The sequence below is a fragment of the Ornithinimicrobium cerasi genome (assembly GCF_003702705.1).
Taxonomy (GTDB): Bacteria; Actinomycetota; Actinomycetes; order Actinomycetales; family Dermatophilaceae; genus Ornithinicoccus; species Ornithinicoccus cerasi.
In genome coordinates this window covers 1-11969 of record NZ_QZMN01000026.1, presented here as the reverse complement: position 1 = coordinate 11969, position 11969 = coordinate 1, and the positions used below count along the sequence as shown (strand labels likewise).

Sequence of the window (11969 nt, the reverse complement as noted above, 5' to 3'; positions counted from 1 at the left end):
ACGAATTGATCTCTCTCAGAACGGCCGCCGCCTGCGCCTCAGCGGTCAGGCGCGGTGCACTCTCATGCCGCGTGGAGGACGGCTGCGCTCGTCCGACTTTGCCGCCTGCGGGACGGCTACGGTCGTCCCCCCTCGCCCTGAGGAGCCTCGAGACCCCGGTCCTGCCAAGCTCAGGGCACTCTCGCTGGCGCCGGGGCCGGGCTGCTCTAGGATCGCCCGATGCAGAAGCCTAGGTGGGTTGTCGTGATGCTCTGCGAGCTTCTGCTCCTGGGTGGTTGCGTCGATACGTCACGGCCGCCCTCGTATGAGAGCGTGGGTCAGGCGGAGGAAGACATGGCACAGAGTGACGGCTTGCCGGAGGCGCACCCGGCTTTCAAGGTCCACTTCACGCATGCTCTGTACGAGGACGAGGGCGCAGAGTTCACGCCTTTCGGCTCAGACGAGGGTTGGGACCTCGTGATGGAGTGGGGAGAACGGCGCGACGAGCTTGACCCGGAGGTCACCGTCAGCCAACTGCTCGAGCTGAGCGACTTCGCGGGCGCGGAGAACGAAGGTGATGTTGACGCGGCGACGATCACGGTGGGTGCCGGCTTCACCGTCCTCCGTCTGACCGGTCAGATTGACGAGGCGGGTCGCCGGCACACCTTGCGGGCGCTGCAGACGCTTGAGGACTTCTATGGGCCCATCGAGGAAGTAGGCGTCCAGCGGCGAGACCTTGAGTCCTGGCCCGACTAGAACCCCGAGGGCATAGGCCGTTCCGGTCGGTGCCCGGCTTCGACATTCTCGCCCAGGAAGTGACCTCAGCCTGTGACTGCCATCTATGTCTACGCCTCACCCAGCAACGTCGAGGAGCAGCAGCGCGAACTGCGTCAGCTCTGCGCGGGGAACGGCTGGAAGGTCGAGGCCGAATACGTCGAGGTCACCGGTACTGAACGGGCCGAGTTCCACAAGCTCGTACGCTCCTCACCCACCCGGGTCGTGGTTTCAAGCCTCATGCGGCTGGCGTGGCTGCCGGATGACCTGGCCGCAGTCCTTGCCCTGGACGTACCTATCGTCACCCTGCATGGCCCCGACCTCAGCACTCGGATCGAGCGCGACTCACTGAGGACATGGCTCGGGATAGATCGGCATCCCTCGAGCACGGCCACAGACTCGGCCCCTGGTGGTGCAGACAGGCCCGTGGCGCTGCCCCCTGCTACCAAGGCGTTCAACGCACACTTCACCCACCCGATGTACCACGACCCGACACGGCCATACAGTCCGTTCGCACCTGGACGGGGCTGGCATTTCCTGAGCAGGTGGGCTGGCAGACGCTACGGTCTACACCTTGGCCCGACAGTCGCCAAGATTCTCCAGGACAGCGAGTACTTTCTTCCCGACGACCACCTTGACGACCTCGAGGCCGCCAACGTGACGGTCGGTGCAGCATTCACCCTCCTTCACCTGACGGGTGATATGGACGAACCGGGCCGCCAGCAAGCAACGCAAGCACTCGAGGACCTTCTCGACCACTACGGCCCGACCCCGGAGCTGCTCCAGCAGAAGCAGGACCTACAAACGTTCCGCTCCAGCTAGTCTGGCGCCGCCTCACCTGAACCATCCTGTTCTGCCGCGCGCAGGACGGCTACGCTCGTCCGACATTGCCGCGCGCAGGACGGCTACGCTCGTCCGACATTGCCGCTTCCGGAGTTCCTCCAGTCGTTCTGGTGCGGATCGGCCCGTCTTCTAAGGTGGGCTCATGGTGCTTCCCCCGCTGGTGCTGACTGGTGGTCCTGCTGCGGGCAAGAGCACCACTGCCAGGCTTCTGTCGCGGACCAAGACGCGCTCCGCGTTCATCGACGTCGACGATGTGCGGCAGCTGGTGCAGACGGGCGGGGCGGCACCCTGGGACGACGAGGAAGGCATCGCCCAGCAAGGATTAGGCGTGCGGAACGCCGCCACGTTGGCCGGCAACTTCTTGAGCGCGGGGTTTGATGTGACCCTCGCCGACGTGATCACCTCGCACACGTTGCCGTTGTACCGCGCTCTTCTGCCTGGCGTCATAATCGTGCGGTTGTCGCTGCCGGTGGACGACGCTAGGCGCCGAGCTGCACAGCGCACTGTGTACCTCACCGACGCAGAGTTCGACGCCTTGCACCGGCAGCAACTCGAGCCCTTGGCTGTTGACTACGACGTCGACGTCCGCGGGATGCGCACCGACGAGCAGGTCGACACTGTCGGTCGACTATGGCGGCGCCTCACCTGAAATCATCCTGTTCTGCTTGTTATGCACGTGATTCTTCCGGGAGATTTCGACCAGCCGGTGTGGCTGATGGTCGAGGGACCGGGAGGTCGTGACATGTCGGTCTGGATCCGTGACGGGTCAGGTCGCGAGGGCCCTCGGGCAAGGTGGTGCTGCGGGTCGGGGTCGCCTGCGCGGACGACTACCGCGGGTGGCACGGCCCCGATGATGGCCATGGACTTCCTGTCCGGGCGGTGCCGGCCGAACACGGTCCTGGCCGCGGCGTACGACCTGAGGATCTTCCTGTCGGTGCTCGGCAAGGACCCGACCGAGGCGGTCCCGGCCGACGTTCTCGCCTTCATCACCTCCCAGCGCACCGGCCGGCCCGCGGGCGTGATCCAGGGCCTGACCACCGACGACGGTAGAGGTGGGGTGGGGTCGGCCACGATCGCCCGGCGGGTCTCCACGATCTCCGGGTTCTACGCCTTCTTGCAGGTCCGCGGGGACGTGGCCACCAACCCGGTGCCCCGGGGCCTGCCGACCCGCCGGGAGAGATCCCGCCCCTCCAAGGGCGTGCCGTTGACCAGGAGTGTCCGGTCCCTGCCGCGGATCCTGGCCCCGGCCGACGACGACGCCTTCACCGGCGCCCTGTGCACCCACCGGGACCGGGCCATGGTCGCGGCGATGGCGCTCGGCGGGCTGCGCCGCTGCGAGGTCTTGGGGCCTGCGCCTGGAGGACCTGCGGGTCGACGAACGGCGGGTGTTCATCGCCGAGGGCAAGGGCGGGCGGCAACGGCTCCCGTGACGTGAGGCTCAAGACCGGCCCTGCCGTCGTGCCAGACTCTGTCCGTGGAGGCCGGGGGTCTTGAGACGTGGCCGGACCTGGGTGCCTGGCGAGGGGTGCTGCTGACAGGTGCGGTGGCGGCGCTGGGGTCGGTGCTGCTGACTGTCCTCCAGGTGGTCGTCTTCTCCGTGCACCGCCCGCTGGGCACGGTCGCGGAGTTCTTCGAGCTGATGAGGGTCGACCCGGTGCTGGGTCTGGTCAGCCTGGACCTGCTCTACAGCCTCAACAACGTCCTGGTGGCCCTGGTCTACCTGGCTCTGGTGGTCCTGCTGTGGAGCCGGGCCCGATCCGCTGCCGCGGTGGCCGGGGCGCTGGTCGTGCTGGGGATGGCGGCCTACCTCGCGTCCAACCCGGCGGTGGAGATGCTGCTGCTGGCACGCGAGCACGGGACCGCGCCCGCCGCTGACCGGCCGGCGCTGCAGGCGGCGGGTGAGGTGCTGCTCGCGTCGTGGCGGGGGACGGCGTTCCTGACGTACTACCTCCTGAGCGGGGTCGCCCTGCTGCTGGTCGTGGCCGCGCTGCTGCGCACCAGGGTTCTGGGGCGTGCGGTGGCGTGGTGGGCGCTGGCGGCGGGGGTGTTGATGCTGGTCCCCTCGACGTTCGGCACGGTGGGGTTGGTGATGTCGATCGCCTCGCTGCTGCCCTGGTGGGTGATGTGCGTCCTGGTCGCGGTGCGCCTGCGTGGGCTGGCGGTAGCCGGTCCCTCCTGGCGGTGACGGGGTCAGCCCGGGGCCAGGTGAGCCAGCCGGTGCAGCAGTGCGGTCAGGCCGGCGTTGAACTCCGTGGTCGTGTCCGCGCGTTCCAGGACGGGCCGCAGCTCGGTGATGGTGGGGTAGTTCTGGACGTCGACGTCACGGTCCCGCCCGGTGCCCGGAGCTGCCAGGTCGTCGTCCTCGTCCGTGCCCTCGTCGAGTCGGGCCTCGGGCGGGGCGGTGCCCTCGCCCTGGGCGGCGACCTCGAGCAGGAGGTAACCGAGCAGGAAGCTCGAGAAGGCCTGGTAGGCCTGAACAGCCGCGCCTGGGTCCCACCCCTGTGCCCGCAGGGTGCGCAGCAGGTGCTCCACCACGCGCAGGCTGCGCAGCGGTGGGTGCAGCCAGGGCGCGGCGGGGTGGCGGGTCGCGACGAGGGGGAAGATCCGAGGGTGTTTCAGCGCCAGCTCACGCAACTGGGCGGCCACGTCGGTGAGGTACTCCTCCCACGGTGGTGGCTCGTTCGGAAGGTCCAGGGAGTCGGTGAGCCGGTCGACGACCGCCTCCAGCAGATCATCTCTGCCGTCCACGTGCCGGTACAGCGACATCCCCTCGTACCCCAGCGCCGCGCCGAGGTTGCGCATCGACAGGGCTTCCACGCCGCGCTGGTCGATCAGGTCCACGGCCGCGTCGACGATGGTGTCCCGGGCCAGGGCAGGGCGGACCTCGCGGCGGCCTGAGCGCCGCGTGCGAGCACGCGTGGTGTCGACCATCGTGGCCAGTCTAGGCCGACCCATGAAGGCGGGCAGCCCAGGTCGTGACCACCCGGTGCCGGTTCGAGGTGCGCGCACCGCCGGTGCGCTTACGCTGTAAGTCTCAGTTCCCCCCCGTCGAACGAAGGAGCGTAAGCACATGAGGATCACGCAGGAGCAGGTGCAGGACCTGGAGGCCGCCGAGGTCGTCGACCGAGACGGCGACGTCCTGGGTGGTGTGGAGCAGGTGTATCTGGATGACCGCAGCGGTGACCCGGCGTGGGTCACCGTGCGGACCGGGATGTTCGGCACGAAGGAGACATTCGTCCCGCTGCAGGACGCCTCGCTGGACAACGGACAGCTGCGGGTGCCGTACGAGAAGAGCTACGTCAAGGACGCACCGAACATCGACGCCGACGAGCACCTGTCCGAGCAGGAGCAGGACCGCCTCTACGAGTACTACCGGCTGGACACCTCCGGTACGGACGCGAGCGGCGACCCCACGACCGGCGACCGCGACCTCGACGTCGACCGTGACGGGGACACCGTCCGGGGCACGGACGGCACCGGCACCGGTCCCGGGGATGATGACGCCCGGATGACGTTGCACGAGGAGCGGGTCGACGTCGGCACCGAGCGGGTGCAGACCGGCCGGGTCCGGCTGCGCAAGCACGTGGTGACCGAGCAGAAGACGGTGACCGTGCCGGTCCAGCGTGAGGAGTACGAGATCGTCCGCGAGCCCGTGACCGGGGGCCAGGACACCGGCCGGGCGGACCTGGGCGAGGACGAGGTCGTGGTGCCCGTGCACGAGGAGCGCCCCGTGATCTCTAAGGACGTCGTCGCGACCGAGCAGGTCGGGATCCAGAGGGAGAGCGTGACCGAACAGCGTGAGGTCACCACCGACGTCTCCCGCGAGGAGGTCGACGTCGTCGAGGACACCGACCGGCGCAGCTGAGGTCGGATCGAGCAGGGCCGGCACCCCGCCAACTCCCCTCCCTCGCGGGGTGCCGGCCCGCCCCATCCTTACTGTCGCAGCTGCATCTCCAGCCGGTCGACCAGCGCCTCCAGGCCGATCTCGAACTGCTCGGAGCTGGTGTCCTGGGACAGCCGTTCCCGCATCCTGCGCAGGTGCGGGAAGTGCCCGCCCTCCCGTTGCTCGTGCGTGGCCGGCACGCTCGCCCCACCCTCGTCCAGGGGCACCTCCACCGGCCCGGTGCTGGCCCCCAGCAGCGATGCCTCCAGCAGCAGGTGGCCGAGGAGGAAGGAGGAGAACCCCTGGTAGGCCTGCACGGCAGCGGCGTCGTCGAACCCGTGCCCGACCAGGTTGGCCAGCAGGTCCTCCACCACCGTCAACGACCGCAGCGGCGGCCGCAGCCACGGCGCCGCCGGGGGTGAGGTCACCAGCAGCGGGAACGCCCGCGGATGCGCCACTACCACCTCCCGCACCCGGTGCCCCAGCGCCTGCAGGTAGCCCTGCCAGGTGCGCGCCATCCCCTCATCGACCGGACCCTCGATCCGGGACGCCAGCTCGGACACGACCGCGTCCAGCAGCTCATCCCGACCCGAGACCACCCGGTACAGCTGCTCCACCGCCACCCCGGCCTGCCCGGCGATCACCCGCAGGCTCACCGCCTGCGGCCCGCCCTGATCGATCAGCTCCAGCGCGGCCCGCACCAGCCCGTCCCGCTCCACCTGACTCATCACCAGCCTCCGTCCCTGTCTCAGCGTCACCCTCGGTCGGTGGTGAGCAGTTTCCGCTCAGCACGCTCTGGTGCTTACAGTGTAAATCTCGCGGCGGGCCACTCCGGCCGGCCGCTACCGAAAGGAACACTCATGACCGAACCGCTGGAGCAGCTCTGGGCCGCCTCCCTCCTGTACGTGCCCAAGATCGTCAGCTTCCTGCTGATCCTCATCATCGGGTGGATCATCGCCAAGGCACTGGGCAGCGCCGTCGACAAGATCCTGGAGCGGGTCGGGTTCGACCGAGCGGTCGAGCGCGGAGGGATCAGGAAAGCCCTGGCCAGCAGCCGCTACGACGCCTCGGCGATCGTCGGCAAGGTGGTCTACTACGCCCTGCTGCTGTTCGTGCTGCAGATGGCGTTCGGGGTCTTCGGACCCAACCCCGTCAGCGCCCTGCTGACCTCCGTCATCGCGTTCCTGCCGCGGATCGCCGTGGCCATCGTGATCGTGGTCATCGCCGCCGCGGTCGCCGCCGCGGTCAAGGACATCATCGCCAACACCCTCAGCGGCCTGTCCTACGGGCGCGCCCTGGGCACGACCGCCTCGGTGCTCATCCTTGGCCTGGGCCTCATCGCCGCGCTCGACCAGGTCGGCATCGCCACGACCGTCACCACGCCGGTCCTCATCGCGGTGCTCGCCACCATCGCCGGCATCCTGGTCGTGGGCGTCGGCGGAGGCCTCATCAAGCCCATGCAGGCCCGGTGGGAGACCTACCTGGACACCCTGGCGCAGGAGTCGCAGAACATCCGCGCCGAAGCCGCGAACGGCCCCAGCCTGACCGAGCAGGCCAAGGCCACCGCCGCCAAGGCCAGGACCCAGCCAGCCCCGCGCTCCGGCACCGGGGCGACCGCGGCCGACGACGTCCCTTTCGACGTCAGCAGGGACTGAGCTGCGGCCCCACACGGTCGCATGCCCGCCGGAACGGGTCACCCACACCCGGGTGGCCCGCTCCGCCCGTGCCGCGCAGTCCGCCCGGTCCTCAGCGCAGCTCCCCCTCGAGCAGGGGACCGCCCGCCGGTGGAGCCTCCTGGGCGCGCTCACGCGGCCGACCCGGGTCGAGGGTCAGGACGTGGCGCTCGTAGGGACGGTCGCCGCGGCGCACGTCCAGGCGGCGCGTCGCGCCCCACGACAGCGGCGACAGGGCCGCCACCCACCTGCGCCACCCGCCGCGCGCCGGGAGCGACCGCACACGCGCCATCAGCCGGCTCGTCACCACCCGCACCCCTCGCCCCGACGACCTGCGTCCCGACACACCGACCTCCTCCCTGAACCTGTTGCTTACGCTGTAAGCGTCCTGTGCGCTGCGAGCGTACTGCACGCTGACAGGCGCCGGACCCGGTGCGCGGACGTCCCCGGGGTCTCGGTGGCGGCCGGGGCCTGCTAGCCGTCATGACGGGGGCGGGTGGGGTCGTGGCGGGTGTAGCCGTGGGTGGTGCTGGGCCGGGCGGCGGCCAGGTAGGGGCGGATCAGCCGGTCCAGCTCGTCCAATTCCTCCTCGGTCAGGTCGATCTCATAGGCCATGCGGCCCCAGCCGAAGACCAGGGTGGGACCGTGCCCCGGCACGGGCTCGCCGGAGAGGTCGGAGACCCGGTAGGTCAGGACCCTGCGGACCATCGCGACCCTCCTCGCCGCGGACGAGCCAGGTGGTGGCGTCGGTCCTCCTCCGTGTACCCGCCCCAGGTCCCGTACGGCTCGGGGTAGGTGAGCGCGTGCTGCAGGCAGGGAACGATCACCGGGCAGTCCTGGCACACCGCCGCGGCCCGCGCGGCCCGCCGTTCCCGGGCCGCCCCGCGCTCCCCCTCGGGGTGGAAGAACAGCTCGGGATCCACCCCACGGCAGGAGGCCAGGACCTGCCAGCCGACAGCGAGGGCGGGGCCCCGGGCGGCCGGCCGCCCCGTCACGCCCGCTCTCCCGTGAGGCCCGGGGCCCGGTCGCCCAGGACGTCCAGGAGCTCGCCGACCCGGTGGTGCGCGACGGCGGGGTGGCGCATCGGGAGCTCGGGGTGGACGGTGTAGCGGGTGCGGCGCCCGACCCGGTCCCGGTGCACGTAGCCCGCGCGCTCCAGGTCGTCCAGCACCGTCAGGACGGCCCTGGTGCTGATGCCCACCCGCTCCGCGAGGTCGCGCACCCGGGCCGAGGGGTCGCCGGCGACGGCCAGGAGCACCTGTCCGTGCGTGCTGAGGAACGTCCACCCGACCTTCACCGCGACACCTCCTGACGGCGACGCGAGCGGGCCCGCAGCGGCTGCAGCTGCGCCAGCTCGTCCTGGGTCGCGACCCGGAACGGCGGCTCGTGCGGGACCGGGGGCGCCTGGCGCCCCTGGCCGCGGGTGGCGCGCAGGCTGGCGACGACGGAGACCGTGATGATCGTGGCCACCACGGCCAGGGACAGGGTCGTGGGGATGTAGAACAGGTCGATCTTGAGCAGCATCTTGATCCCGACCCAGATCAGCACGAGCGCCAGGCCCAGCTTGAGGTAGACGAAGCGGTGGATGAGGTCGGCGAGGAGGAAGTACATCGCCCGCAGCCCCAGGATCGCGAACGCGTTGGCGGTGAAGACGAGGAACACCTCCTGCGTGACCGCGAAGATCGCCGGGATCGAGTCGACGGCGAAGACGATGTCGGTGACCTCGACCAGGACCAGGACCGCCAGCAGCGGGGTCGCCAGCACCACGCCGCTCCTGCGGATCAGCAGCCGCTGCCCGTGGTAGGCGTCGGTCATCGGGACCCAGCGCCGGAACAGCCGCAGCACCCGTGACCTCTCCGGGTCCAGGTGCTCGTCGCGCCGGCGGACCATCGTCCACCCGGTCCACAGCAGGAACGCGGCGAACACGTAGAGGACCCAGCCGAAGGAGTCGATCAGCGCGGCGCCGGCGGCGATGAACACCGCCCTGAAGACCAGCGCCCCCAGCACGCCGAGGAAGAGCACCCGGTGCTGGTACTCCCGCGGCACCGCGAAGTAGGCGAAGATCACCGCCCACACGAAGACGTTGTCGACCGCCAGCGACTTCTCGATCAGGTACCCGGCGAAGTACTGCTGACCCAGCTCGGGCCCCCACCGGGTCCACACCAGCACCCCGAAACCGACGCCGCAGGCCACCCACACCGCCGACCAGACGGCGGCCTCGCGCACCCCGATCACGTGCGCGCGCCGGTGCGCGAACAGGTCGATCGCGAGCATCAGCAGGATGGCCGCGACCACCGCGACCCACATCCACACAGGTACGTCCATGGGGGGACTCCCTTCCTCCGGTCGACATCAGATGACCGGAGGTCTCTCCACCCCTGTGGGGTCCACGCGCCGGGCCGAGGCCGCACTGACGACGTCGTGGCGGGGATACTCCCCTCCGCCCGACAAGTGAAGCACACTTCACCCTTCCCCCGCCACCGGAGCAGGCCTCCCGGCCCGCGTGGCGACCTGACGCTCCTCCTCCGTCATCCCGCCCCAGATGCCGTACGGCTCCCGGTACCGCAGGGCGTGCTCACGGCACGCCGCCATGACCGGGCACTGCCGGCAGACCGCCACCGCACGGGCCTGCCGCCACGCCCGGGCCGGCCCGCGCTCCCCGTCCGGGTGGAAGAAGACCTCCGGGTTGCCCGAACGGCACAACCCCTCCAGCTGCCACTCCCACAGATCCGCACGCGGCGTCGCCGCCTCCGCCGCCCGCCTGCCGCCACGACCGTCCACCCCTGCACTTTACGCTGTAAGCACCACTGGTGGTAGGCCCCGGGTGCGCCCGCCCGCGCGACCGGCCCCCGCCCCTGCCGGTGCCCGACGACCGTGGACCCGACCGTGGCGGTGGCACCGGTGTGGCGAGGACGGTGCTCACCACTGCGGCGCGACCCTGCGGAGCAGGCCTGCGAGGGTGTGCACGTCGGCGTCGTCGAGGGCGTCGAAGCCCGGCATCAGCCGCCGGACCACACCGGCCTCGTAGTCGGCGACGCGCCTGCGCTCGGCGCCGGTCAGCTGCAGGATGCGGGACCGGTGGTCGCGCGGGTTGGGCACCGACTCCACCAGTCCGGCGGCGCGCAGCCCGTCGACGAGCTGGGTGACCGCGCCGCGGGTCACGCCCAGCACCGAGGCCGCGGCGCTCGGCGTCACCGGGCCCTGGCTGTGCGCCAGGAGGAAGAGCAGGGACAGCTGGCTCGAGGTGAGCTCGACCCCCTCGAAGGGCGTGCGCCGTTCGGCGGCGACGCTGCGGCTGAGCGCCACGACCTGCGCCAGGATGTCCCCGACGGACCGCTCGCGTGCGCGCATGCTCAGCTGGACAGGAACGGCATACGGCCGACGAAGCTGCGGTCCTCGACCTGGGTGATGATGAAGTCGGCCAGGTCGTCCCGGCTGATCGAGGTGCCGGTGCCGACGCCGACCCAGCCCTGTCTGTAGCTGCCGCGACCGGGCGCCTCCGTCAGCCGCGGCCCCCGGACCACGGTCCAGTCCAGACCGCTGGCCCGGAGCACCGCCAGGTGCCCCTCGGCGTCGGCCAGGACATGACCGGACAGCATCCGGAGCAGGAGCCGGATCACCCGGTCGGCCACCCGCGGGCGGTCCTGCGGGGCGCGCAGCCCGCCGCCTGACAGCGTCACGATGCGGCGCACGCCAGCAGCCCTCATCGCCTCGACGATGATCCGCGTGCCGTCCGTCTGCAGGGTCCTGGGTGAGCCCTTGACCTGCCCGAACAGGCTCAGCACCACGTCCGCGCCCGACACCGCCCGGGCCACCGGCGCGGGGTCGAGGACGTCCCCGCAAATCACGGTCAGGCCGTCACCCTCGTGACCGAGCCTCGCAGGGTCGCGCACCAGCACGCGCACGGTATGACCCGCCTCGAGAGCACGGTGCAGGACGCGGCGGCCGGTCCTGCCGGTCGCACCGAACAGCGCGATAGTCGCCATGAGTCTAGTTTAGCCGCTTAACCAACAAGGGCGACCGGGGACGGAGGCGCCCCGACGGCACGAACCTCTAGCTGACCTCGCCGGTGTCCGGGTCGACTCGGTGTCCGTCGACGACCTGCAGGCGGGGAGCGGTCTGATCCTGATTCGGAGGTTGCATCAGCCGACGGTGGTGGTCGACGTCGCCGGTGTAGTGCCGGGCTCGGTGCTCGTGGGCGTCCTGGTAACGGACGTGGGCGGGCCGGGCTGGCCAGTCGTGGTGGCGGCTGTCGCAGGCTGTGCGCAGCCGGGTCCTGCGGCGGTCGAAGAACGCGGGTAGGACGTAGCGGTGCCATTCCTCCATGGCGTCGCCGGTCATGGCCTGCCCGGCCGTGTGCCGTCGGTCGGCCAGGACGGCGATCTCGTGGACCAGGTGTGGGTGGGTGGGCCAGCAGGGTGGGATCAGGTAGGTGGGGTCCCAGACGTGCTCGGTGTTGACCCACTCGACGACGGCCTCGAGCCATTCCCACAGCTGCGCCCGCGCGGGTGGGTCCTGGATGGTCCCGGGGTCCCACGGACGGATCAGCTCTGCGGGGTCGCCGATCGCGTCGAGCTGGGCCTCATCACCGTCGATGACCATGTCGAGCTCGCGGTAGGCCAGGGCGATCAGCGGGCCCGGACGGGGGAACGGCCTGGCCAGGGGGTACGGGCCCCGCCCCCGTTCTCCACCCTGGTCTGCGGTGCTCACTGGTCTACCTTCCTGGTGTCAGCGTTCTCCGATAGAGCGTTGATGCACCCGAGGTGCCACCAGGCCATCGCCCTGCTCGCTCGACACGGTTGAGGTCCACGATGAGA

General features: G+C 70.6%; 18 protein-coding genes. 7 read left to right on the top strand and 11 right to left on the bottom strand.

Annotated features, from left to right (window positions below):
* The first annotated feature begins 219 nt into the window (after positions 1 to 219).
* The 5 genes from D4B81_RS17205 to D4B81_RS17185 all read left to right on the top strand — a co-directional run bounded on the left by D4B81_RS17205 (position 220) and on the right by D4B81_RS17185 (position 3781).
* Positions 220 to 735, top strand: a complete 516-nt coding sequence (locus D4B81_RS17205) for a hypothetical protein (RefSeq protein ID WP_122263905.1) — start codon at positions 220 to 222, stop codon at positions 733 to 735.
* A 72-nt stretch (positions 736 to 807) separates the two neighbouring features.
* Positions 808 to 1575, top strand: a complete 768-nt coding sequence (locus tag D4B81_RS17200; protein ID WP_122263904.1) for a recombinase family protein — start codon at positions 808 to 810, stop codon at positions 1573 to 1575.
* Between the two features lie 163 nt (positions 1576 to 1738).
* A complete protein-coding gene (locus D4B81_RS17195; RefSeq protein ID WP_122263903.1) occupies positions 1739 to 2245 on the top strand; it encodes a P-loop nucleotide/nucleoside kinase family protein in 507 nt (168 codons plus the stop codon).
* Positions 2246 to 2455: 210 nt separating this feature from the next.
* Positions 2456 to 3031 (top strand): site-specific integrase, encoded by a 576-nt coding sequence (locus tag D4B81_RS17190; protein ID WP_161965268.1) that lies wholly within the window; start codon positions 2456 to 2458, stop codon positions 3029 to 3031.
* Between the two features lie 39 nt (positions 3032 to 3070).
* A complete protein-coding gene (locus tag D4B81_RS17185; RefSeq protein WP_161965267.1) occupies positions 3071 to 3781 on the top strand; it encodes a hypothetical protein in 711 nt (236 codons plus the stop codon).
* Positions 3782 to 3786: 5 nt separating this feature from the next.
* Here D4B81_RS17185 and D4B81_RS17180 read toward each other — a convergent pair whose 3' ends face one another.
* Complete coding sequence (locus D4B81_RS17180) at positions 3787 to 4527, bottom strand: TetR/AcrR family transcriptional regulator (RefSeq protein WP_161965266.1); 741 nt, start codon at positions 4525 to 4527, stop codon at positions 3787 to 3789.
* A 139-nt stretch (positions 4528 to 4666) separates the two neighbouring features.
* Between D4B81_RS17180 and D4B81_RS17175 the strand changes: the two genes are divergently transcribed.
* Complete coding sequence (locus D4B81_RS17175; protein ID WP_122263899.1) at positions 4667 to 5461, top strand: DUF2382 domain-containing protein; 795 nt, start codon at positions 4667 to 4669, stop codon at positions 5459 to 5461.
* Positions 5462 to 5529: 68 nt separating this feature from the next.
* Here the strand turns inward: D4B81_RS17175 and D4B81_RS17170 are convergent, their stop codons facing one another.
* Complete coding sequence (locus D4B81_RS17170) at positions 5530 to 6207, bottom strand: TetR/AcrR family transcriptional regulator (RefSeq protein WP_122263898.1); 678 nt, start codon at positions 6205 to 6207, stop codon at positions 5530 to 5532.
* Between the two features lie 132 nt (positions 6208 to 6339).
* Here D4B81_RS17170 and D4B81_RS17165 point away from each other — a divergent pair, with 132 nt between their 5' ends.
* A complete protein-coding gene (locus tag D4B81_RS17165) occupies positions 6340 to 7134 on the top strand; it encodes a mechanosensitive ion channel family protein (protein WP_122263897.1) in 795 nt (264 codons plus the stop codon).
* A gap of 91 nt (positions 7135 to 7225) precedes the next feature.
* Here the strand turns inward: D4B81_RS17165 and D4B81_RS17160 are convergent, their stop codons facing one another.
* From D4B81_RS17160 to D4B81_RS17120, 9 genes are all read right to left on the bottom strand, one after another.
* A complete protein-coding gene (locus D4B81_RS17160) occupies positions 7226 to 7498 on the bottom strand; it encodes a hypothetical protein (RefSeq protein ID WP_161965265.1) in 273 nt (90 codons plus the stop codon).
* 128 nt (positions 7499 to 7626) lie between these two features.
* Positions 7627 to 7860 carry an Lsr2 dimerization domain-containing protein gene (locus D4B81_RS17155; RefSeq protein ID WP_122263895.1) on the bottom strand — a complete coding sequence of 78 codons (234 nt, stop codon included), beginning with the start codon at positions 7858 to 7860 and terminating at the stop codon, positions 7627 to 7629.
* Positions 7842 to 8147, bottom strand: coding sequence for a WhiB family transcriptional regulator (locus D4B81_RS17150; protein ID WP_122263894.1), 306 nt, complete (start codon positions 8145 to 8147; stop codon positions 7842 to 7844). Before D4B81_RS17150 ends, D4B81_RS17155 begins: the two co-directional genes overlap by 19 nt.
* Entirely contained in the window at positions 8144 to 8449 is a 306-nt protein-coding gene (locus D4B81_RS17145; protein WP_122263893.1) for a helix-turn-helix transcriptional regulator, read from the bottom strand. The genes D4B81_RS17150 and D4B81_RS17145 overlap by 4 nt, the downstream gene beginning before the upstream one ends.
* Positions 8446 to 9477: a TerC family protein gene (locus tag D4B81_RS17140; protein WP_122263892.1), complete on the bottom strand. Its 1032-nt coding sequence runs from the start codon at positions 9475 to 9477 to the stop codon at positions 8446 to 8448. The genes D4B81_RS17145 and D4B81_RS17140 overlap by 4 nt, the downstream gene beginning before the upstream one ends.
* 138 nt (positions 9478 to 9615) lie before the next feature.
* Complete coding sequence (locus D4B81_RS17135; protein WP_122263891.1) at positions 9616 to 9933, bottom strand: WhiB family transcriptional regulator; 318 nt, start codon at positions 9931 to 9933, stop codon at positions 9616 to 9618.
* Positions 9934 to 10071: 138 nt separating this feature from the next.
* On the bottom strand, positions 10072 to 10503 hold the full coding sequence (locus D4B81_RS17130; RefSeq protein WP_122263890.1) for a MarR family winged helix-turn-helix transcriptional regulator: 432 nt from the start codon (positions 10501 to 10503) through the stop codon (positions 10072 to 10074).
* 2 nt (positions 10504 to 10505) lie between these two features.
* A complete protein-coding gene (locus D4B81_RS17125; RefSeq protein ID WP_122263889.1) occupies positions 10506 to 11138 on the bottom strand; it encodes an NAD(P)-dependent oxidoreductase in 633 nt (210 codons plus the stop codon).
* Between the two features lie 67 nt (positions 11139 to 11205).
* Entirely contained in the window at positions 11206 to 11862 is a 657-nt protein-coding gene (locus D4B81_RS17120) for a hypothetical protein (RefSeq protein ID WP_122263888.1), read from the bottom strand.
* Between the last annotated feature and the right edge of the window lie 107 nt (positions 11863 to 11969).

Bases quoted from the DNA above. Each gene is read 5' to 3' on its own strand.
- D4B81_RS17205 (WP_122263905.1), top strand. From the start codon at position 220: ATGCAGAAGCCTAGGTGGGTTGTCGTGATGCTCTGCGAGCTTCTGCTC.
- D4B81_RS17180 (WP_161965266.1), bottom strand. From the start codon at position 4,527: ATGGTCGACACCACGCGTGCTCGCACGCGGCGCTCAGGCCGCCGCGAG.
- D4B81_RS17170 (WP_122263898.1), bottom strand. From the start codon at position 6,207: ATGAGTCAGGTGGAGCGGGACGGGCTGGTGCGGGCCGCGCTGGAGCTG.
- D4B81_RS17155 (WP_122263895.1), bottom strand. From the start codon at position 7,860: ATGGTCCGCAGGGTCCTGACCTACCGGGTCTCCGACCTCTCCGGCGAG.
- D4B81_RS17195 (WP_122263903.1), top strand. From the start codon at position 1,739: ATGGTGCTTCCCCCGCTGGTGCTGACTGGTGGTCCTGCTGCGGGCAAG.
- D4B81_RS17125 (WP_122263889.1), bottom strand. From the start codon at position 11,138: ATGGCGACTATCGCGCTGTTCGGTGCGACCGGCAGGACCGGCCGCCGC.
- D4B81_RS17165 (WP_122263897.1), top strand. From the start codon at position 6,340: ATGACCGAACCGCTGGAGCAGCTCTGGGCCGCCTCCCTCCTGTACGTG.
- D4B81_RS17130 (WP_122263890.1), bottom strand. From the start codon at position 10,503: ATGCGCGCACGCGAGCGGTCCGTCGGGGACATCCTGGCGCAGGTCGTG.
- D4B81_RS17190 (WP_161965268.1), top strand. From the start codon at position 2,456: ATGGACTTCCTGTCCGGGCGGTGCCGGCCGAACACGGTCCTGGCCGCG.
- D4B81_RS17175 (WP_122263899.1), top strand. From the start codon at position 4,667: ATGAGGATCACGCAGGAGCAGGTGCAGGACCTGGAGGCCGCCGAGGTC.
- D4B81_RS17140 (WP_122263892.1), bottom strand. From the start codon at position 9,477: ATGGACGTACCTGTGTGGATGTGGGTCGCGGTGGTCGCGGCCATCCTG.